This window comes from Streptomyces sp. NPDC001068 (assembly GCF_042897315.1).
Lineage (GTDB): Bacteria > Actinomycetota > Actinomycetes > Streptomycetales > Streptomycetaceae > Streptomyces.
Window position 1 is genome coordinate 1,133,178 of the sequence record NZ_JBIAYD010000001.1, and the last position, 21,141, is coordinate 1,154,318.

Consider the following 21,141-nt stretch of genomic DNA (forward strand, 5'->3'; position numbering starts at 1 on the left):
TCCCCGCCCCTCCAGGAGAGCCGGTCAGGAGATCCACGCGACAGACCCCTTAGGCACGGCGCACCCGCGCACGTACCTTCGTCGGTATGAGCCGCCCCACGCCCCCCGCACGCCGTCTGCGCCCCCGGCTGCCCCGGAAGGTGTTCTCCCAGGTTCTGCTGATGCAGTTGGCGATCGCCGCGGGGGTCGCGGTCCTCGCGACCGGGCTCTTCCTGGCGCCGCTGAGCAAGCAGCTGGATCAGGAGGCGATGCGCAGGGCGCTGGCCATCGCCGAGACCACGGCGCAGGACCCGCAGATCGCCGAGGGCGTCCTGACCACCCCGCCCACCGTCGACGGGCCGGTGCAGAAGGAGGCGGAGCGGATCCGCAGGGCCACCCGCGCCGAGTACGTCGTGGTGATGGACCTGCGGGGATTCCGCTGGTCGCACACCACACCCTCGGAGATCGGAAAGCATGTCTCGACCAGTGCCAAGGAGGCACTGGAGGGCAGGGAGGTCATGCAGATCGACAGCGGCACCCTCGGCCGCTCCGCGCGCGGAAAGGTTCCGCTGTACGACGCGCGGCACCGGATCGTCGGGGCGGTGTCGGTCGGCATCGCCTACGACAGCGTGCGGGCGCGCCTGATCAGCGTGATCCCCGGGCTGTTCGCCTACGCGGGCGGCGCTCTCGCCGTCGGCGCGCTGGCCGCCTGGCTGATCTCCCGGCGGGTCCAGCGGCAGACCCGCGACCTGGCCTTCTCCGACATCTCGGCGCTGCTCGCGGAGCGTGAGGCGATGCTGCACGGCATCCGGGAGGGGGTCGTCGCACTCGACCGCGGCGGCCGCGTCCGACTGCTGAACGACGAGGCGCGACGGCTGCTCGGCATCGGCGACGAGGCCGTAGGCCGGACCCCCGACGAGGCGCTCGGCGAGGGCCGGACGACCGACGTCCTGGCCGGCCGGGTGACCGGCACCGACCTGCTCACCGTGCGCGGCAACCGGGTTCTGGTCGCCAACCGGATGCCCACCGACGACGGGGGCGCCGTCGCCACCCTGCGCGACCGCACCGAGCTGGAACGGCTCGGCCGTGAACTCGACTCGACGCACGGGCTGATCGACGCCCTGCGCGCCCAGGACCACGAGCACGCCAACCGCATGCACACCCTGCTCGGGCTGCTGGAACTGGAGATGTACGACGACGCCGTGGAGTTCGTCGGGGAGGTGGTGGGCGACCATCGCGTCACCGCCGAACAGGTCACCGAGAAGATCCAGGACGCTCTGCTGGCCGCCCTGCTGGTGGGCAAGGGCACCGTGGCGGCCGAGCGCGGGGTCGCCCTGTGGGTGTCGGACCGCACCCGGCTCCCGGACCGGCTGATCGACCCCAGGGGCCTGGTGACGATCGTGGGCAACCTCGTGGACAACGCGCTGGACGCGGTCGCCGGCGCTCCGCACGCGCGCGTGGAGGTCGAGTTGTGCGCCGAGGGCCGCACGGTCGTCCTCAGGGTGCGGGACACCGGGCCCGGGATCCGGGCCGAGCAGCGTGAACTGGTCTTCACCGAGGGGTGGTCCACCAAGGAACCGCCCGCGCACGGCAAGCGCGGCATCGGGCTCTCGCTGGTGCGCAGGCTCGCCGAACGCCAGGGCGGCAGCGCGGTCGTGGACCAGGCGGACGGCGGGGGCGCGCAGTTCACGGTCGTACTCCCCGAGGCGCTGACCGAGCCGGAGCCGCAGGCGGCGCTCGCCCCCGCCTACGAGGAGACACGATGATCGAGGTCCTGGTCGTGGACGACGGCACCCGGGACGCCCCGGTCGACGCCGCCTACGTCCAGCGGGTGCCGGTCCCTGGTGAACGCCAGGACCGGCTCTCGGCCCAGGAGGTCGCCGAACGGACCGGCGTGTACGGCGAGGCGGGCCGTCCCTTGCGGGCGGCCCGCGGCCGAACGCCCGGGTCCGCGGCTACTTGGCGGCCTCGACGAACTCGGTGGTGTACGTCTTGGCGAGGTCGACGTCCGCGTTCTGGATGTTCGTGTTGAACGCCTTGAGCACCTTCTCCACGGTCTCCGGGCCGTTCTCGGGCATCACGCCGTCGTCGGTGAACATCGGCAGCGTGCTCTTGATCGACTCCGTGTAGAGGGTCTTGTCGCCCTGGGCGTAGTCCGCGGGCATCCTGGCCGCGATCTCGGCCGCGCTGTGCGTGGACATCCACTTGAGCGTCTTGACGAATGCATTGACCAACTTCTGGACGGTGTCCTTGTGGCCGTTGACCCAGTCCGTCTGCATGTACAGGCTTGACGACGGGTAGGGCCCGCCGAGCGCCTTCTGGGACCCTTCCGGCGTGCGCATGTCGACCAGGACCTTGCCGGCCTTCTTGTCCAGGATGGTCGCGACCGTCGGATCGGTGGTCATGCCGCCGTCGATGGAACCCTGCTGGAGCGCCGAGATGAAGGTGGCGCCCGCGCCGACGGCGACCGGCGAGAACTCGCTGACCTTCACCCCGTTCTTGACGGCGAGGTACTTGGTGAGGAAGTCGGTCGACGAGCCGAGGCTGGTGATGCCGAGCTTCTTGCCCTTGAAGTCCTTGGGCGAGGCGATGTCACCGGCCGCCTTGGCGGAGACGACCTCCACCTCACCGGGGGCGTGCGAGAACTGCACGACGGACTCCACCGCCTTGCCCTTGGTCTGGAGGTCGAGCGTGTGGTCGTAGAAGCCGACCGTCCCCTGGACCTGCCCGGCGACGAGCGCGGTCTCCGCCTGGACGCCGGCCGGCTCGGTCAGCAGTTCCACGTCGAGGCCCTCGGCGTCGAAGTAGCCGAGCCGCTGGGTGAGCATCGCCGGCATGTAGATGACCTTGTCCAGGCCGCCGACCATGATCTTGACCTTCGTGCCCTTGCCGTCACCCTTGCTGCCGGAGCCGGTGGAGGCGGTGCTCGCCGCGTCGTTGGCGCAGGCGGTGAGGGAGCAGAGGGCGAGCAGGCCGGCGGCGGCCAGGGCGGAGAGTCTGGCGGACTTGCGCATGTCGGTTCACGTCCTTGTGAGAAGGCGGTGCGGGGGTGGAGTCGAGGGAGGCCGGTCAGCTGTCGGAGTCCGACGGCTTCCAGCGGAAAATGCGGCGCTCGGCGAAGGTCAGCAGCCCTTCGGCGGCGAGCGCGACGACGGCGAGGATGACCATCGCGGCGTACACACCGGCGGAGTTGAAGGTGCCCTGGGACTGCGCGACGAGCAGGCCGATGCCCTTGGTGGCGCCGATGTACTCGCCGACGATGGCACCGATCAGGGCGAAGCCGAAGCTGACATGAAGGCTGGTGAAGATCCATGACGTAGCCGAGGGGATGACGACCTGGAGGGTCACCCTGCGGTCGCTCGCGCCGAGTATCCGGGCGTTGGCGACCAGGTTGCGGTCGACCTCGCGGGCGCCCTGGAAGGCGTTGAAGAACACCGGGAAGAAGACCAGTACGACCGCGGACGCGACCTTGGAGGAGGCGCCGAGCCCGAACCAGATCACGAAGATCGGGGCGAGCACGATCCGGGGGATCGAGTTGAGCACCTTGATGTAGGGGCCGAGGACGTCGGCGAGGAAGGCGACACGGCCCAGCGCGATACCGCAGACCACACCCGCGACCACCCCGATGACCCAGCCGAGCAGCGCCTCGTAGAGCGTGTACCAGATCTGCTCGCCCAGCGAGCCGAGGGCGGTGCCGTGTGTGATCCAGGTCCAGATCTGGTCCCAGATCTTCGACGGCATCGAGAAGTTGAACGGGTCGATGACCTCGGCCCGCGACAGCGCCTCCCAGAGGCCGAGGACGGCCACCAGGAGCAGCACGCGGACGGCGAACACGATCGCCCTGCGTCTACGAGCGGCCCGGGCCCGGGACTGGGCGCGGTCCTGGGGCTTGGCCGTGTCGACGACCGGTGTGCTGAGGACGTCAGGCGACATGGGCGGCACCCCTCTCGCGGGTGATGCGGACCTCTTCGCCGAGGGACTCCCAGATCTCGCGGTAGATCTCGATGAACCGCGGCTCCAGGCGCACCGACTCGACCTTGCGGGGGCGGGGCAGGTCGATGTCGAAGACCTGCTTGACGGTGGCGGGCCCGGCGGTCATGACGACGACCCTGTCCGCCAGCGCGATGGACTCCTCCAGGTCGTGGGTGACGAAGACGACCGAGGCGCCCGTGCCCTCCCACAACTCCAGGAGTTCGTCCGACATCAGGGCCCTGGTCTGCACGTCGAGCGCGGAGAACGGCTCGTCCATGAGCAGGATCTCCGGGTCGTTCACGAAGGTCGCGGCGAGCGCCACCCGCTTGCGCTGACCGCCGGAGAGCTGGTGCGGATAACGGTCCTCGAAGGCGGCGAGTCCGACCCGGGCCAGCCAGGCGCGGGCCTTCTCCTTCGCCTCCGCCTTGGGCACGCCCCGGAACCGGGGGCCGGCCATCACGTTGGACAGCACGGTCCGCCAGGGGAAGGTCGCGTCCTGCTGGAAGACGAAACCGACCTTGTCGCCGACACCGGCCACCGGCGCGCCGGCCACCAGCACCTCGCCCCGGCTGGGCTCCTCCAGGCCACTGACCAGGGTCAGCGTGGTGGACTTGCCGCAACCCGTCGGCCCGACGACGGCGACGAACTCACCACGTCCCACGGTCAGGTCGAGGTCGCGGACAGCGGTGTGCAGACCCCCCGACGGGGTCTTGAAGATCTTGCTCGCGCCCCGCAGCTCGATGGCGGGGCTGGTGTCTGCGCTCATGGGCCGGGACGGTAGATGTGGCACGGCCCACAGCAGCAGTCTTCTGGGCGCAAGCCGTTCTTTTGCTCGCAAGCATCTGTTGTGCTCGTTTTGCGCGCGCTACAACTGCGCAGACGAAACACGGGCTTAACGCTCGCCGGCCTTGAAGGAGAGGCCTGATGATTGACGTCCTGGTGGTCGATGACGACTTCCGCGTCGCAGAGATAAACGCCAAATACGTGGGGAAGGTTCCCGGCTTCCGGGTGACCGCCCGCGCGCACAGTGCCGCCCAGGCCCTGGCCGCCGTGGAACGCGGCACCATCGATCTGGTCCTGCTGGACCACTACCTGCCCGACCGGACCGGACTCGAACTCGTCAACCGGATGCGGGAACAGGGCCACGGCACGGACGTCATCATGATCACGGCGGCCGCCGACGTGGCCACCGTCCAGAAGGCGATGCGCCTGGGCGCCCTGCACTACCTGGTCAAACCGTTCACCTTCGCCGCACTGCGCACCCGCCTCGACTCCTACGCGGCCCTGCGCCGCACCGTCGACCGGGTCGGCGGCCGCGGGCTGACCGGCCAGGAGCAGGTCGACCGGATGTTCGGCGCGCTGCGCACCTCACCGGTCCCGTCCGCGCCCGGACTGCCCAGCGGCCACTCCGAACCCACCACCGACCTCATCTGCGGTGTCCTGCACCGCGCCGGACACCCGCTCTCCGCACACGAGGTGGCGGCCGAGACCGGCCTCAGCCGCTCCACCGCCCAGCGCTACCTCCGGCACCTGGAACAGGCGGGCCGGCTCCGCCTCTCCCTCAAGTACGGCGACACGGGCCGCCCGGAACACCGGTACGCCTGGGTGGCGCCGTAGCGGCGGAGACCGGCCCGGATCAGACGGCTCCGGCGCCGGTCAGCGACCGCACCTCGGTCTCCGCCTGCTTGGACTCGTCCGGTACCTCGTCCGAGGTGACCGTGCCGAGCCACCCGGCGAGGAAGCCGAGCGGGATGGAGACGATCCCCGGGTTCTGCAACGGGAAGTACTGGAAGTCCACTCCCGGGAACAGGGCCCCCGGGCTTCCGGACACCACCGGGGACAGCACGACCAGCGCCAGGGCCGGGACCAGCCCGCCGTATACGGCCCACACCGCGCCCCGGGTCGTGAAACCCCGCCAGAACAGGGAGTACAGCAACGCCGGCAGGTTGGCCGAGGCGGCCACCGCGAACGCCAGCCCGACCAGGAAGGCGACGTTCATGTCGCGGGCCAGCAGGCCGAGAGCGATCGCCACCACCCCGATGCCGACCGCCGCCGTCCGCGCCACCGCCACCTCACTGCGCTGCTTGCCGCCCGGCCTGCGCAGCGACGCGTACAGGTCATGGGCGACGGACGCCGACGAGGCGAGGGTGATCCCGGCGACCACCGCGAGGATCGTCGCGAAGGCGACGGCCGCCACCACCGCGAACAGGACCGTACCGCCGGTGGAGCCGACACCGCCGCCCAGGTCGAGCGCCAGCAGCGGAACCGCCGTGTTGCCCGACTCGTTCGACGCGCGCACCGCGTCCGGTCCGACGACGGCCGCCGCCCCGAACCCGAGCACGATCGTCATCAGGTAGAAACCGCCGATCAGCCCGATCGACCAGACCGTCGAACGCCGGGCCGCCCGCGCGGTGGGAACCGTGTAGAAGCGCGACAGGATGTGCGGCAGCCCCGCCGTGCCCAGCACCAGCGCCAGCCCCAGGCTGATGAAGTCCAGCCGGGCGCTCCAGCCGCCGCCGTACTTGAGTCCCGGCGCCAGGAACGCCCGCCCGTGTCCGCTGCGGTCGGCCGCCGTGAGCAGCAGGCGGTCGACATCGCCGTGGAACCGCACCAGCACCAGCACGGTCAGCACCACCGTGCCGCTGAGCAGCAGGACCGCCTTCACGATCTGGATCCAGGTGGTCGCCCGCATCCCGCCCAACGACACGTAGATCACCATCAGCGCGCCGACCCCGATGACCGTCCACACCTGCGCGGCTTCACTGGTCCGCCCCAGCAGCAGGGCCACCAGGCTGCCCGCTCCCACCATCTGCGCCACCAGGTAGAGAACGGACACGGTGATCGAGGACGTGCCCGCCGCGATCCGCACCGGCCGCTCCCGCATCCGGGCGGCGATCACGTCGGCGAGGGTGAACCGGCCGCAGTTGCGGACCAGTTCCGCCACCAGGAACAGCACGACGAGCCAGGCGACGAGAAAGCCCACCGCGTACAGCAGCCCGTCGTAGCCGAAGAGCGCGATGAGCCCGGCCACACCGAGGAAGGAAGCCGCCGACATGTAGTCGCCGGCGATGGCGAACCCGTTCTCCATCGGGGAGAAGAGCCGTCCACCGGCGTAGAACTCCTCCGCCGAACCGTGCCGACGCCGACTCACCCACGTCGTGATCCCGAGCGTCACCGCCACGAACGCGCTGAACAGCAGCAACGCCAGCGTCTGATGATTCCCCGTCATGACACCCCACCCCGGGCGCCCCGGGTCAGCTCCTGGGTGTCCCAACGCAGTTCCAACGCGGCGCGGTCCCTGCGCAGGCGCGCGTGCCGGGCGTAGGCCCACGTGAGCAGGAAGGTGGTGAGGAACTGTCCGAGCCCGGCCACCATCGCGACGTTCACCGCCCCCGCCACGGGCCTGGCCATCAGCCCCGGCGCGGCCGTCGCGGTGACCACGTACCCCACGTACCAGGTGAGGAAGATGGCGACTCCCGGCACCACGAACCTCCGGTAGCGGCTGCGCACCTCCTGGAAGGCCGCGCTGCGCTGCACCTCCAGATACACGTCACGCGCGCGAACCGCCGCCCCCTCCCGCTCCGTCCGCGCGGCCGGTACGACGGGGGACGGCACCCCGGTGCCGTCCAACTCGCCCCACCCGGAGGCCAGCGCGTCGTACCAGGGATCCTCGTACCTGACTTCTCGGGAGGCCGAGCCGTAATCGCCCTGGTCCTGGGGCTGCTCGGCCGAGCTCTCGGGACCGCCTCCGCCGTCGCGGCGACGACCGTTACTTGACTGCATGCCCAAGGATGGACAGATCGGGAAGATCCCCGACACTTCTTCCCGGGACTATTCACCCCATCTGGTGACTCAATCCGCTGGTGGCCGCACCAGTCCCTTGCCGTACGCGTAACGCACCGCCTGGGCACGGTCCTTGAGGCCCGTCTTGGCGAACAGGTTGTTGATGTGCGTCTTCACGGTCGCGGTGGAGACGTGCAGTCTGCGGGCGATCTCCTGGTTGGTGAGACCCTCGGCGATCAGCACCAGGACCTCGGTCTCCCGCGCGGTCAGCCCGTCCGGCGCCTCCGTGGCCACGGCCACCGGCTCAGGCTGCGACAGCCGTTCCAGGAGCCGCCGTTGGATGCTCGGAGACAGTCCCGCGTCTCCCGAGAGCACGCTGTGCACCGCCCGCACGATCTCGTCGCCGCCCGCGTCCTTGGTGAGGTAACCACGGGCACCCGCTTGCAGCGCCGGGAACAGCGACTCGTCGTCCGCGAACGTGGTGAGCACCACGACCTGCGTCCCCGGATACTCCGACCTGATCCGCCGTGTCGCCTCCACACCGTCACAGCGCGGCATCCGCAGATCCATCAGCACCACGTCCGGGGCGAGTTCGGCGACCAGCCGCACCGCCTCCTCACCGTCGCCCGCCGCTCCCACGACCTCCACGCCGGGCAGCAGGCCGAGGAGCATCACGATGCCCTCCCTGACCACGGTCTGGTCGTCGGCGACCACCACTCTCGCCGGCTTCTTCTCCTCCTCCGTCATACGGGCACCCTCAACGTCACCGCGAACCCCTCGTCGTCCCGACCCGCCTCCAGCGAACCGCCCATCAGCTCGGCCCGCTCCCGCATACCCAGCAGACCGTACCCGCCGCCCACACCGGTGAGATCGCCGGGACGGCCGCCCGAGTCCCTCACGTTCAGCGTCACTTGGTGCTCCTGGTAGTCCAGCCATACCTGGACCTTCGCCCCGTACGCATGTTTCCGGACGTTCGTGAGCGCCTCCTGCGCGACCCGTCGTACGGCCTGCGAGGCCTCCGCCGGCAGGGCCCTGCGTTCACCGGTGACGGTGACCTCGGCGCCGTCGGTCGACGCGACGATCTCCGTGAGGAAGTCCTCCAGCGGGGTCAGTTCCCCGCGCAGGGCGGACAGTGCCTGCCGGGTCTCGGCCAGCCCGTCCCTGGCCATGCCCCGGGCGGCCACGACCCGTTCGAGGATCTGCTCGCGGTCGGCTCCGCGCTCGATCAGCAGCCGCGCCGCCTCCAGATGCACCATCTGCGCCGACAGGCTGTGGGCCAGCACGTCGTGGATCTCCCGCGCGATCCTGGCCCGCTCCGCCAGCGCCGCCGACTCCGCCTCGGCCGCTCTGGCCGCGCGTTCCTGGGCCAGCAGCCGTTGAGCGTGCCCGCGGGCCTCGGCGTCCAGTCTCATCACATAGCCGGCGAGAGCCAGACCGACGACGGTGGCGGCCGTGGTCAGCCACACGTCGTTGTTGAACGCGGAGTACGAGGCCAGGGCCACGCACGTGACGGGCACCGCGACCGCGATCGGCAGCCGTTCCAGGGCGTAGATGCCGCAGCCGCACCAGATCACGAGGGCCGGTCCCCGGAAGCCGCAGGCCTCCGCCGTGACCGCGACGGCCAGGAGGACTCCGATGAGGAGCAGGGACGGCACGAGCCGGTGGGCGTAGGTGGTCCGGTAGAAGCCCCAGGAGGCCACTGCGGTCACGCCGACACCCGCCACCGCCGCGAGGATCTCCCAGCCGTGGACGTGCGACTGGTTGAAGGCGCCCCACAGCAGCAGCGCGAGGACCACGAGCCGCACGCCCCAGCCGAGTACCCGCCGGGGCTGGGAGATCCCCACGCGGCCCAGCGCCTCGCGCGAGGGCCAGCGCATCCAGACGCTCTCCGTCACACGCCTTCCTTCCTGATGACCCCGGCCATGTCGTCACCGTACGCCCGGAGGGGGCCGCCCGAGGACGGGGCGGAGGGGAGCGGCTGCGCACGCCAGACGAGGATGCCTGCGCGTACCAGCAGGGTGAGGGCGAGTCCGAGCATGAAGGCCGAGCTGTCCTGGTGGACGCCTACGGCGGCGCCGAGGGCGAAGAGGCCGACGCGCACGCCTATCCCGAGGAACCAGACCATCGCACTCGCCTTGGTGCTCTTGGTCCACACGACGCCGTCCGGCTCCGTCCACACCCGGGTGGTCCAGGCCCAGGCGGCGCCTGTCCCGAGTCCCACCAGCATCTCCGCGCCGAGGAGCACGGCCGACTCGGTGTGGTGGTGGGCGTCGAGTATGCCGGGTTCACGCAGGGCGACGACCGCGAGGATCACCGGCAGCAGCCACCAGCGTCGGCCCGTGTCGATCGGACGGGCGCGGAACTGGCGCACGATCACCACGACGACGACTGCCACGATCAGCAACGCGTTGACGAGCCCGGGCATCAGAGCCTCCGTGAACGGGAAGGGGCGGTGCCGGGAGCGGGAGCTGCCGACACCACCGACGCTACGGAACTTCGCAGGTCAGCAGATCGGAGCGTGGGTGGATCGCGGGTGGAACCCGACGAGCGGGATCTCTCCACCCGAGGGTGGAGAGACCGGTGGTGGGGCGGGGTCGGGGCGGCCGGAAGACGGCCGGCCCTGTCTCGGGGACCCCGGCGGGGGCGGACCCGTCGGCCGGGCACTGCGGCACGGATGAGGCAGGGCGGGCCGGGTCCGTGGGAACACTGTCGTCCCACGGACCCGGCCCGCCCAGGTCACCGCCAGGCCACACCGCGCACCGCGCACCGCGCACCGCACACCGGGCACCGGCACCGCGCACCGCGGCACCGTCCCGGCCGTCGGCCGGGGCCCGGCGAGGCGGCTACGCGTCGATGCGCGAGCGGTCCAGCGTCGCCGCCGAACCCGAGATGAACTCCTTCCGGGGCGCCACGTCGTTGCCCATCAGCAGGTCGAAGACCTGCTCCGCCGCTTCGAGGTCGGAGAGGTTGATCCGGCGCAGGGTGCGGTGGCGCGGGTCCATGGTCGTCTCGGCCAACTGGTCGGCGTCCATCTCGCCGAGACCCTTGTAACGCTGGATGGAGTCCTTGTACCGGATGCCCTTGCTCTGGAACTCCATGAGCTTGTCGCGCAGCTCCCGGTCCGAGTACGTGTACACGTACTTGTCCTGGCCCTTCTTGGGCTGGACGATCTCGATGCGGTGCAGCGGCGGCACCGCCGCGAAGACCCGGCCGGCCTCCACCATGGGCCGCATGTAGCGCTGGAACAGCGTCAGCAGCAGGCAGCGGATGTGGGAGCCGTCCACATCGGCGTCGGTCATCATGATGATCTTGCCGTAGCGGGCCGCGTCGATGTCGAAGGTGCGGCCGGAACCCGCCCCTATGACCTGGATGATCGCGCCGCACTCGGCGTTCTTGAGCATGTCCGTCACCGAGGACCGCTGCACGTTGAGGATCTTGCCCCGGATCGGCAGCAGCGCCTGGAACTCGGAGTTCCGGGCCAGTTTCGCCGTGCCGAGCGCGGAGTCGCCCTCGACGATGAAGAGCTCGCTGCGCTCGACGTCGTCACTGCGGCAGTCGGCGAGCTTGGCGGGCAGGGACGAGGACTCCAGGGCGGTCTTGCGGCGCTGCGCGTCCTTGTGCTGGCGGGCGGCGATGCGCGTCCGGGCGGCCGCGACGACCTTCTCCATGACCACGCGGGCCTGGGCGGCCGAGTCCCGTTTGGTGGAGGTGAGGAACGCCTTCAGTTCCTTGGTGACCACGTTGTTCACGATCCGGCGGGCCGCCGAGGTACCGAGGACCTCCTTGGTCTGGCCCTCGAACTGAGGCTCGGCGAGCCGGACGGTGACGACGGCGGTGAGGCCCTCCAGGGCGTCGTCCTTGACGATGTCGTCCTCGGCGACGCGCAGCAGCTTCTTGGCGCGCAGCACCTCGTTGAGGGTCTCGCGGACGGCCTGCTCGAAGCCGGCCATGTGGGTGCCGCCCTTGGGCGTGGCGATGATGTTGACGAACGACCTCAGGGTCGTGTCGTAACCGGTGCCCCAGCGCAGCGCCACGTCGACGCCGAGTTCGCGGGTGACCTCGGTGGGGGTCATCTGGCCGTGGTCGTCCAGGACCGGGACGGTCTCCTTGAAGGTGCCCTGCCCGGAGAAGCGCAGGACGTCGCAGACGGGCCTGTCGGTGGCCAGGAACTCGCAGAACTCGCTGATCCCTCCGTCGAAACGGAAGGACTCCTCGCCCTTGCTGCCGTCCGCGCCGAGGCCGTACTCGTCGCGCACGACGATGGTCAGACCGGGCACCAGGAACGCGGTCTGCCGGGCCCGCTGGTGGAGGGTCTCCAGCGTGAGCTTGGCGTCCTTGAGGAAGATCTGCCGGTCGGCCCAGTAGCGCACGCGGGTGCCGCTGCGGGTCTTGGGGATCTTCTTGGTCTTGCGCAGCCCGCTCTTGGCCTCGAACTTCGCGTCCGGGCCCTCTCCCGCGAAGGCGCCGGGGACACCGCGGCGGAAGCTGATGGCGTGCACCTGGCCGCCGCGGTCCACCTCGACGTCGAGTCGCGCGGACAGCGCGTTGACCACCGAGGCGCCGACGCCGTGCAGACCGCCGGAGGCGGCGTAGGAGCCGCCGCCGAACTTGCCGCCGGCGTGCAGTTTGGTCATCACGACCTCGACGCCGGAGAGGCCGGTCTTGGGCTCGACGTCCACGGGGATGCCCCGGCCGTTGTCCCGGACCTCCACGGAGGCGTCGTCGTGGAGGATGACCTCGATGTGGTCGCCGTAGCCGCCGAGGGCTTCGTCCACGGCGTTGTCGATGATCTCCCACAGACAGTGCATCAGACCGCGGCTGTCGGTCGACCCGATGTACATACCGGGGCGCTTGCGCACTGCCTCGAGGCCCTCGAGGACGAGCAGGTGCCGCGCGGTGTAGTTGGAGCCGTCCCGGTCTGCTCCTGCCAGCAGCGCTGTGGACGGCACGGACGTATCGGCGGTCACGCGGTTCGCTCCTCGCTGAATTTCAGTGGAGCCCCTTTTGGGTAAGGGGCCGGCTTCGGTCGCCGTTCAGAGGGTACCGAGGCCTGGTAGAGCCGTTGTAACGCCACCCTCGTCGAGAACTCACCCTAGTCCAGGGTCGCATGCGTGTTCGATCCCTCGATGGAGTGAAGTACATATCACGTTCCCTTCGAGGCATGAACCATTTAGGCTCCGGGCACGTCCTCACAAACAACCGGCAACCCGGCCGGGAGGATGAAACCGATGAATCGCGCGAACCCGTAAGCACCGAAGACGACGCAATACGGCACATTCGCCGCCAACCGGCAGCAGACGGCCACCTCGAAAGATTTTTTTCGAGGAGAAGCCCCGAGCGGGAACGTTTTCGGGCTGGTTGGATGTTGACCCTGGTACGACAGCTCGTCGAGCTAGAGAAGAGGCGACGTGACTACTGTTCTGACCCCCGCGAGCCACCTGACGGCCGCCGATCGCTGCGACCGCTGCGGCGCCCAGGCATACCTGCGCGTCGTGCTGCTCAGCGGCGGAGAACTGCTCTTCTGCGCCCACCACGGACGTAAGTTCGAGCCGGAACTCAAGAAGATCGCCGCTGAGATACAGGACGAGACGGAGCGGCTGACGACCGTTCCGAACACCGCCTCCGAAGATGAGCGCTGACCTCTCGCACACACGACGAGCCAGCTCCGGTTCCTGACCGGTGAACGGGCGGTCGCTCCTTCGGGGAGTGACCGCCCGTCGTCTTGTGCGCACAGAAGCCCTCAGGAGGGCCGCTGTGGCCCCCGCGAGTCGCTGAAGGCCCCGCCGGACCCGAGAGCGCGTACGACCTCGGAGACGCGCGTGTAGACGCCGGGACTCCCCGGGCGTCCGCAGCCGCTGCCCCAGGAGACGAGTCCGATCAGCCGGCCCTCGGCCACCAGCGGTCCCCCGCTGTCGCCCTGACAGGCGTCGGGGCCGCCCGCCACCTCCCCCGCGCACACCATGGAGTCGGCCCGGTAGGTGCCGTCGGCACCGCCGGGGTAGGCACGCTCGCACTCCTCGTCGGGCAGCACGTGGACCTGTGCGGCGTACAGGCGGCGTGCGTAGTCGCCGCCACCCGTGACGTCACCCCATCCGGAGACCAGCGCTCCGGTGCCGGGCCGGTAGGCGGTGTCGCCCTTCGCGGCCATCTTGACGACGGCGTCGGCCGGCAGGGGCCGCGCCAGGGTGAGGACGGCGAAGTCGCCGGTGTTCGCATCGGCGTCGTAGCGCGGATTGACCCGGGCGGCGGTCACCGGGATCTCCTGGCCCCGCGTCGAGAGCAGGTCCGTGCGGCCCGCGATGACCTTGAGGTCGCGCACCCGGTCGGCGGGTCCCCCGATCACGTCGTCGGCCAGGCAGTGCGCCGCGGTCAGCACGGTGGTCCGGCCGATCGCCACCCCGCCGCAGAACTGACCGGCCCGGGTACCTCCGAACCGGTCACGACTGGACAGCGCGACCGTCCATGGAGTCTGGGAGACATCGACGGGGAACCCGCCGACGACGACACTGTCGGCGACTGCCGAAGGCGGCGCGGTCAGCGGTATCACGGCGGCGACGGCCGCCAGGATCAGCGGTCGGATCAGGACCGGGGCAATGGGGCGGCGCATGCACGCTCCTCACTCTGAGTGGTACCAGGACACCCAGAGTCATCCAGCACACCGCGACCCGCAGCCCGAAGGCCCGGCCCCCACAGGGAGACCGGGCCTTCGAAGGTGGTAGAACCGCGACCTAGTCGAGGTAGTCGCGCAGCACCTGCGAACGCGAGGGGTGACGCAGCTTCGACATGGTCTTGGACTCGATCTGGCGGATGCGCTCACGCGTGACGCCGTAGACCTTGCCGATCTCGTCGAGGGTCTTCGGCTGACCGTCGGTGAGACCGAACCGCATGGAGACGACACCGGCCTCGCGCTCGGACAGGGTGTCCAGCACCGAGTGCAGCTGCTCCTGCAGGAGCGTGAAGCTGACGGCGTCCGCGGGGACGACGGCCTCGGAGTCCTCGATGAGGTCGCCGAACTCGCTGTCGCCGTCCTCGCCCAGCGGGGTGTGCAGGGAGATGGGCTCACGACCGTACTTCTGGACCTCGATGACCTTCTCGGGGGTCATGTCGAGTTCCTTGGCCAGCTCCTCCGGGGTGGGCTCACGGCCCAGGTCCTGGAGCATCTGGCGCTGCACGCGCGCGAGCTTGTTGATGACCTCGACCATGTGCACCGGGATACGGATGGTGCGGGCCTGGTCGGCCATGGCGCGGGTGATCGCCTGACGGATCCACCAGGTGGCGTACGTGGAGAACTTGTAGCCCTTGGTGTAGTCGAACTTCTCGACCGCGCGGATCAGACCGAGGTTGCCCTCCTGGATGAGGTCCAGGAAGAGCATGCCGCGGCCGGTGTAGCGCTTGGCCAGGGAGACCACCAGTCGGAGGTTGGCCTCCAGGAGGTGGTTCTTGGCGCGGCGCCCGTCCTCGGCGATGATCTCCAGCTCGCGCTTGAGCTTGGGGGCGAGCTTGTCGGCGTTGGCCAGCTTGTCCTCGGCGAACAGACCGGCCTCGATGCGCTTGGCGAGCTCGACCTCCTGCTCGGCGTTGAGCAGCGGGACCTTACCGATCTGCTTGAGGTAGTCCTTGACCGGGTCCGCGGTGGCGCCGGCAGCGGCGACCTGCTGCGCGGGCGCGTCGTCCTCGTCCTCGTCGGACAGGACGAAGCCGGCGCTCTCGGTGCCCTCGGGCTCCTCGGTGCCCGCCTTCGCCTCTTCGAGGACCTCTTCCTCGAGAAGCTCGGCGTCGTCCTTCTTGGCGGCGGTCTTCTTCGCCGGCACCGCCTTCTTCGCGGCGGTGGCGGTCTTCTTCGCGGCCGCCTTCTTGGCGGTCGGGGCGGCCTTCTTGGCGGCGGCCTTCTTGGCCGTCGCCTCCTCCTCGGCCGGGTCGTCGGCCACGGAGGGGGACACGGCGGGGGCGGCCGTGGCGGTGGCCTTCCTGGTGGTCACCGTCTTCGCCGCGACGGTCTTGGTGGCGGTGCGCTTGGCCGGACTCTTCGCTGCGACGCTCTTTCGGGTGCGCTTGGGCTCCGCGGCACTGACCATCAGCGTCACACCCTCTTCCTCAAGGATCTGGTTGAGGCTGCGCAGTACGTTCTTCCACTGAGTGGCCGGAATCTGGTCAGCTTCGAAGGCCCGACGCACATCGTCGCCGGCGATCTGCCCCTCAGCCTTTCCCCGCTCAATGAGAGCCATGACAGAGACGGACTCGGCGATCTCCGGCGGGAGCGTACGGGATGTGCTGGCCGACACGAACAACCTCTCGGAACGTTGGAAAACGGCTTCCGGCCCCGTCCTGGACGGACTGGAGCCGACCGCCGGCTTGGGGATGGGCCGACGGCGCGGGCGGGGGGCCGGGAAGATACACAGCGCCATGAATGGCGTCCGTATTCCCTCCGCGGCTGTCACCTATTAGGTCATCGCGTTGTTCGCAAGAGCGTTACGCCCAATCTACGTGGCCCGAGTCACACCCCGTAAGCGCGCAAAAGCAGTCAGACATGGACAGAGGTTGTCGTCGATGATCTCTCGGGACTGCCCGGAAGGCGGAGCACGTGCCGCGCGACCGCCACAGAGCCTGCCCCACACCGCTCGACCGTCGCGGTGCCCGTCCTACGACCGCTGCGCGCCCGTCCCACCGCCGGACCTCGCCGGAGCCCCTGAGGGATCCGGCGAGGTCCGGCGGAAGCGGGGTCCGTGGCCGACGACGCTCACGGAGCGCGGAGCCGACCGAGCGCACCGCTCTCGACGCGGGTCAGTGCTCACGCGGGGCGGGGACCACGCGCTCGACCTCGGGGTGGACGGTGAGGAGCTGACGCATGGCCGACTCGGCCGCGGTGGCGTCGCCCGTACCGAGGGCGTCGACGATCCGGGCGTGCTGGGCCAGCGACGTCTCGTTCGGCCGGTCACAGCCGGTGACGGGGCCGCCGGAGACCTGGAGGGCCGAGGACACGATGCCGGACAGGTGCTCCAGCATGCGGTTGCCCGCGATCTGGATCAGCATCGAGTGGAACTCGGCGTCCGCGCGCGAGAACGTCAGCGCGTCACCCTGCGCCATCGCGTGGCTCATGATCTCGACCATGTCGGACAGCCGCTGCTGCACGTCCTCACGCCCGTGCCCGGCGGCGAGCCGGGCGGCGAGCGGTTCGATGGTCCAGCGCAGCTCGCTGAGCTCACGGCGCTGGTCGTCGCGCTGCGGTCCGAAGGCCCGCCACTCGATGATGTCGGGGTCGAGAAGGTTCCAGTCGCTGACGGGACGCACCCGCGTACCGACGTTGGGCCGGGCACTGACCAGGCCCTTGGCCTCCAGGACCCGGAGGGACTCACGCACGACGGTGCGGGAGACCTCGAATCGCTGGCCGATCTCCTCGGGTACGAGCGGGCGGTCCGCACCCAGGTCGCCGGAGACGATCATCTGACCCAGCTGTTGGACGAGTTGTCCGTGCAGCCCGCGGCCGCGGCTGCCCGCGGCACGTCGTCCCACACGGCCCAGGTCCGGGTCGGGGCCCTCCCAGGAGGGCGTCCCGACGCGATCGGTGACGGGAGCGTCCACGTACGGGTAGCGGTCGAGTTCGCCCGGGCCGACCAGACCAGAGTCTGCGGAGCGGGCGGCGGTCATCATGGTGTGCGCAAGGGTACTCACGGATCCTTTGTCGGCGTTGCCTCCAACTCCCTTGAGGTCTTTGGTGAAAAGCACACGAAAGGGTGATCGCTCACCCCATCGCAATTGACGCCTTATCGGAAAGAAATGGCCTTTCTGCGTGGAGTTGTGCCCACGAGGGGATCGGAAGCGCCCGGTTCCACGGTCACCGGAGCCTGGCCCGCAGGGTGGTGAACACGTACGCGCAGACCAGCGCCGTAAGCGACAACGCCATTGCCCCGCCCACGGGTTGGCCCAGCATCCGGAGTGTCGCGACCAGGTAGCGCTCACCTCCGAAGGGCCACTGCAGCAGCATCGTCTCGCGCATGCGCACGGGCAGTCCGGCGGCCATCCGTACACCCGACCCCTGCAGCGCCTTGTGTACGACGGGCACGACGAGGACCGGTACGGCGAGGACCGCGGCCAGGCCCGCGGTGGTGGACCGGAACACGCCCGCCGCCAGCACCCCGGCCCAGGCGCAGCCGACTACCAGCCCGAACCAACTCGCGGTCATCGGAAGCCAGTCCGCGGGAACCTTGGCGAGCTCCCGTCCGTAGACGACGTAGAGCATCTCGGCGTCGCAGCCGAGGGCGAGGAACGAGAGCAGCACGGCGGTGGCTCCGGAGACCGCCAGCTTGGCGGTGAGCAGCCCCAGCCGTCGGGGCACGGTGCCGCGGTCCGCCGCCAGCGCGGGGTGGCGGAACTCGTCTCCGAAGGCCAGCGCGCCCAGGAGTCCCGCGCCCAGTGCCGCGGGGGGCAGCGGCAGTTCCCGCGGCCAGGCGGCGAACAGCCGGGCCTGCGGGGTGTGCCCGAGCCGGGCGAGCAGCACGGCGATGACGGCGGACACGACCAGGACAGCGCCGCAGGTGACGAACCCCGCGCCGATCCCGGCGGCCCGGCGGAGCTCGTAGCGCAGCGGGCGCAGCGGACTGGGCGCGCTGCGGACGGCGATGGCGGGCGGCAACTGCGACGACTCGTCGGAGGTGACGGTGCGGGTCCACCGGTGGGACCCGTCCGCAGCGGAGGCCGGCACGCCACCGGCCGTCGAGGAGGGGCTCGCCTGCGGCCTCCGCCAGGGCAGCCGGGCGAAGACCTTGACCGACTGGGCTTCGCCAGGCTGCGGCCGCGTGCCGGAGGGCTCGGCGTTCGGTGCTTCGCCGGGTGCCGCGGAAGGCGGGGACTGCGGGGACTGCGGGGAGGCGGTACGCGAGGAGGAGTCGTCCACGAGGGGGCGGAAGGACGACCGGGTGGACACGGCGGCCGCCTGGGGCGGGCCGGACGCGGCCGCGGCCTGCGCCCGCGCTGATGCGGCGGCGGCCGACGCGGGAACGGATGACGCGGCGACCGATGCCTGGACAGCGGCCGCGACCGGGGAATGAGCCGAGGCGGCGGCCGCCGGATGGGCGGTCGCGGCGACGGACGGCTGGGCGGAATCGGAGGTGGAGGGCGGCTGGGCGGGGACCGTCGCGGAGATCACCTCGGGGGCCGCGGAGTGCGCCTGCGGTTCGGTCGTCGCGGCCGAGGCCGGAGGCGTGGACGTGGCCGATGCGGACGCGGTGCCGTTCGGCGCCGGCCGGGCATCGGAGGAGGTGCCTGCCGGCCGGGCCGTGAGCGCCGCGGTCGAGGCATCGGCGGCGGGGGCGCAGTCCGAAGGTTCCGCGTGCGGAGCCCTGGGCGCTGCCGCCGGATCGTCGGCGCGAGTCCCGGTGGATTCGCCGGCCTGCCGGTCTGTTGCAGCGGAGCGCTCGGCCGCGTCCGGGGGCAGATCCGTGCCCGGCTTCCGGTCGGCGGCGCACGGCTGACTCACCGGCCTCGATCCGGCCGACGTCCGAGGCTGCGGAGTGACCGCAGGCCCGGTCGCGTCCCGTGGCCGGTCCGCGCCGGACGTCTCCCGCCGGACGATGGCCGGTGCCTCGTCGACCGCCCGGTCCACTTCCGGCGCGGTCGGTTCGCTCGCACCCCCTTGCCGCCGCATGCCCTCCGGTACGTCGCCCGTCCGCGGCTCCGCACCCGCGCCCGCCCCCATGTCACCTACCTCGTCGGCGAGTTGGTGGACGAGGACGCCGTGACGGAACGCGGCCTCGCCGATCTCGGCGGTCGTGCTGCCGTACACCGACAGCCGGTTGCCGCCTTCGCTGACGACCTCCACCGAGCGGTGGTTCGTGCGGGCCTCCTTGACGAGGAGGGCGGCGAGCCGGGCGGCGTGGGGACTGCGGACGGCCACGCGTGGCCGCAGGCGGGTGCGGGCGAAGTCGGTGGCCTCCTGGTCCGCGACGAGTCTGCCGCCCTCCAGGGTCACCACCCGGTCGGCGGCGCGGGCGGCCTCCTTGGGATCGGAGGTGGCGAACAGGACCGTGCCTCCCTGCGCGGCGTGCGCCTGGAGCATGCGATGCAGCCAGTGACCCTCACGGGTGGAGAGACCGTGCGTGGGTTCGTCCAGCACGAGCGTGTGCGGGTCCGGCAGCAACGCGCAGGCCAGGCCCAGCCGGCGGTCCACGCCGCGCGACAGCGTGCCCAGGCGCTCTTCGCGCAGGCTCACGAGCCCGACGGCTTCGAGGACTTCGTCGGCGCGCCGGACCGGCATGCCGCTCGCCGCGCAGAGCATGCGCAGATGTCCGCGTACGGAGCGGGCCGGGTGACCGGGGACGTCGCCGAGGAGGACGCCGACCTCGCGCGAGGGGTGCGCGATGCGGTGCAGGGGCCGGCCCCTGAAGTAGGTGAGTCCACGGCCCTGTTGGAGTTCGAGCATCAGTCTGAGCGCCGTGGTCTTGCCCGCGCCCTCCTCGCCGAGGAGTGCGGTGACGCGACCCGGGCACGCCTCGAAGGTCACGTCGTCGACGGCGGGCGGGTGCGCCTTGCGGGGATTGCTGGTCAGTCCGAAGGCCTCGATCACCTTAGGGAAGATAGCGCGGAATGACCGTTTTTCCGGGTATAGAAGGGTTTAATCTTGGCGGTGTTCGCACTGTCGGGCGGTCAGACCTCCGGTCGCAGCATCGGCGGGTTGAGGAGAGTCGCCCCTCCGGCACGGAAAAGCTGGGCCGGACGCCCGCCCTGACGGGTCGTCGTACCGCCGGTGGGGACCAGGAATCCGGGAGTACCGGTCACCTTGCGATGGAAGTTGCGCGGGTCGAGCGCCACGCCCCATACCGCCTCGTAGACCCGGCGCAACTCACCGACCGTGAACTCCGGCGGGCAGAACGCGGTGGCCAGGGACGAGTATTCGATCTTGGAGCGGGCGCGCTCCACTCCGTCGGACAGAATCTGCGCGTGGTCGAAGGCGAGCGGCGCGACGGGTTCGCCGTCCCGGCCGTAGCCACCTTGCGCGAGCAGTTCCTCGACCGGCGCCCAGCGCGCGTTGCTGGCGTCGCCGCCGGCGCGGGGCGCGGGAAGGTCGGGGGCGAGGGCGAGGTGCGCGACGCTGACCACGCGCATCCGGGGGTCGCGCTTGGGGTCACCGTAGGTCGCCAACTGCTCGAGGTGCGCTCCACCGTCCTGTGCGGGCGCTTCGGGGTCGTGAGCGCGCAGCCCGGTCTCCTCCGCGAGTTCCCGCGCTGCCGCCTGCGAGAGATCCTCGTCGGCCCTCACGAACCCGCCCGGCAGGGCCCAGCGCCCCTGGAACGGCTGCTCGCCTCTGCGTACCGCCAGCGCGCACAGGGCGTGACGGCGCACAGTCAGCACGACCAGGTCCACGGTGACGGCGAAGGGCGGAAAGGCTGACGGGTCGTAGGGCATGCGGTGATC

Annotated in this window: 17 protein-coding genes; 3 read left to right on the forward strand and 14 right to left on the reverse strand. The window is 70.7% G+C overall.

Annotated features, from left to right (window positions below; all coding sequences use genetic code 11):
* The first annotated feature begins 86 nt into the window (after positions 1–86).
* Complete coding sequence (locus tag ACFY3I_RS04855; RefSeq protein ID WP_390859324.1) at positions 87–1,745, forward strand: ATP-binding protein; 1,659 nt, start codon at positions 87–89, stop codon at positions 1,743–1,745.
* Positions 1,746–1,934: 189 nt separating this feature from the next.
* Here ACFY3I_RS04855 and ACFY3I_RS04860 read toward each other — a convergent pair whose 3' ends face one another.
* From ACFY3I_RS04860 to ACFY3I_RS04870, 3 genes are read right to left on the reverse strand one after another with little or no spacing between them, the layout of a single operon-like run.
* Complete coding sequence (locus ACFY3I_RS04860; RefSeq protein ID WP_390859325.1) at positions 1,935–2,993, reverse strand: ABC transporter substrate-binding protein; 1,059 nt, start codon at positions 2,991–2,993, stop codon at positions 1,935–1,937.
* Between the two features lie 55 nt (positions 2,994–3,048).
* Positions 3,049–3,912, reverse strand: a complete 864-nt coding sequence (locus ACFY3I_RS04865; protein WP_390859326.1) for an ABC transporter permease — start codon at positions 3,910–3,912, stop codon at positions 3,049–3,051.
* Positions 3,902–4,717: an ABC transporter ATP-binding protein gene (locus ACFY3I_RS04870; protein ID WP_365288700.1), complete on the reverse strand. Its 816-nt coding sequence runs from the start codon at positions 4,715–4,717 to the stop codon at positions 3,902–3,904. Before ACFY3I_RS04870 ends, ACFY3I_RS04865 begins: the two co-directional genes overlap by 11 nt.
* Before the next feature lie 158 nt (positions 4,718–4,875).
* On the opposite strand from ACFY3I_RS04870, the gene ACFY3I_RS04875 reads away from it, so the two are divergent.
* Entirely contained in the window at positions 4,876–5,568 is a 693-nt protein-coding gene (locus ACFY3I_RS04875; protein WP_390859327.1) for a response regulator, read from the forward strand.
* Between the two features lie 19 nt (positions 5,569–5,587).
* Here ACFY3I_RS04875 and ACFY3I_RS04880 read toward each other — a convergent pair whose 3' ends face one another.
* The 6 genes from ACFY3I_RS04880 to ACFY3I_RS04905 all read right to left on the reverse strand — a co-directional run bounded on the left by ACFY3I_RS04880 (position 5,588) and on the right by ACFY3I_RS04905 (position 12,701).
* Complete coding sequence (locus ACFY3I_RS04880) at positions 5,588–7,180, reverse strand: cation acetate symporter (RefSeq protein ID WP_365288697.1); 1,593 nt, start codon at positions 7,178–7,180, stop codon at positions 5,588–5,590.
* Positions 7,177–7,734 (reverse strand): DUF485 domain-containing protein, encoded by a 558-nt coding sequence (locus ACFY3I_RS04885; RefSeq protein WP_390859328.1) that lies wholly within the window; start codon positions 7,732–7,734, stop codon positions 7,177–7,179. Before ACFY3I_RS04885 ends, ACFY3I_RS04880 begins: the two co-directional genes overlap by 4 nt.
* Positions 7,735–7,803: 69 nt before the next feature.
* The gene (locus tag ACFY3I_RS04890) at positions 7,804–8,481 is read right to left on the reverse strand and encodes a response regulator transcription factor (RefSeq protein ID WP_365288693.1); all 678 of its coding nucleotides are present in this window, start codon (positions 8,479–8,481) and stop codon (positions 7,804–7,806) included.
* Complete coding sequence (locus tag ACFY3I_RS04895; protein ID WP_390859329.1) at positions 8,478–9,629, reverse strand: sensor histidine kinase; 1,152 nt, start codon at positions 9,627–9,629, stop codon at positions 8,478–8,480. Before ACFY3I_RS04895 ends, ACFY3I_RS04890 begins: the two co-directional genes overlap by 4 nt.
* Positions 9,626–10,159, reverse strand: coding sequence for a DUF1453 domain-containing protein (locus ACFY3I_RS04900; RefSeq protein WP_365288690.1), 534 nt, complete (start codon positions 10,157–10,159; stop codon positions 9,626–9,628). The genes ACFY3I_RS04895 and ACFY3I_RS04900 overlap by 4 nt, the downstream gene beginning before the upstream one ends.
* Before the next feature lie 418 nt (positions 10,160–10,577).
* Positions 10,578–12,701, reverse strand: coding sequence for a DNA topoisomerase IV subunit B (locus tag ACFY3I_RS04905; protein ID WP_365288688.1), 2,124 nt, complete (start codon positions 12,699–12,701; stop codon positions 10,578–10,580).
* 441 nt (positions 12,702–13,142) lie between these two features.
* Between ACFY3I_RS04905 and ACFY3I_RS04910 the strand changes: the two genes are divergently transcribed.
* Complete coding sequence (locus ACFY3I_RS04910) at positions 13,143–13,373, forward strand: hypothetical protein (RefSeq protein ID WP_365288686.1); 231 nt, start codon at positions 13,143–13,145, stop codon at positions 13,371–13,373.
* 101 nt (positions 13,374–13,474) lie between these two features.
* On the opposite strand, the gene ACFY3I_RS04915 is transcribed toward ACFY3I_RS04910, so the two are convergent.
* From ACFY3I_RS04915 to ACFY3I_RS04935, 5 genes are all read right to left on the reverse strand, one after another.
* The gene (locus ACFY3I_RS04915; RefSeq protein ID WP_390859330.1) at positions 13,475–14,341 is read right to left on the reverse strand and encodes a serine protease; all 867 of its coding nucleotides are present in this window, start codon (positions 14,339–14,341) and stop codon (positions 13,475–13,477) included.
* Positions 14,342–14,462: 121 nt separating this feature from the next.
* On the reverse strand, positions 14,463–16,016 hold the full coding sequence (locus tag ACFY3I_RS04920) for an RNA polymerase sigma factor (RefSeq protein ID WP_390859331.1): 1,554 nt from the start codon (positions 16,014–16,016) through the stop codon (positions 14,463–14,465).
* Positions 16,017–16,515: 499 nt separating this feature from the next.
* Positions 16,516–17,403, reverse strand: a complete 888-nt coding sequence (locus ACFY3I_RS04925; RefSeq protein WP_365288680.1) for a FadR/GntR family transcriptional regulator — start codon at positions 17,401–17,403, stop codon at positions 16,516–16,518.
* A 163-nt stretch (positions 17,404–17,566) separates the two neighbouring features.
* Positions 17,567–20,293, reverse strand: a complete 2,727-nt coding sequence (locus tag ACFY3I_RS04930) for an ATP-binding cassette domain-containing protein (protein WP_390859332.1) — start codon at positions 20,291–20,293, stop codon at positions 17,567–17,569.
* An 80-nt stretch (positions 20,294–20,373) separates the two neighbouring features.
* Positions 20,374–21,132, reverse strand: a complete 759-nt coding sequence (locus tag ACFY3I_RS04935) for an NUDIX hydrolase (RefSeq protein WP_365288676.1) — start codon at positions 21,130–21,132, stop codon at positions 20,374–20,376.
* Positions 21,133–21,141: the final 9 nt, after the last annotated feature.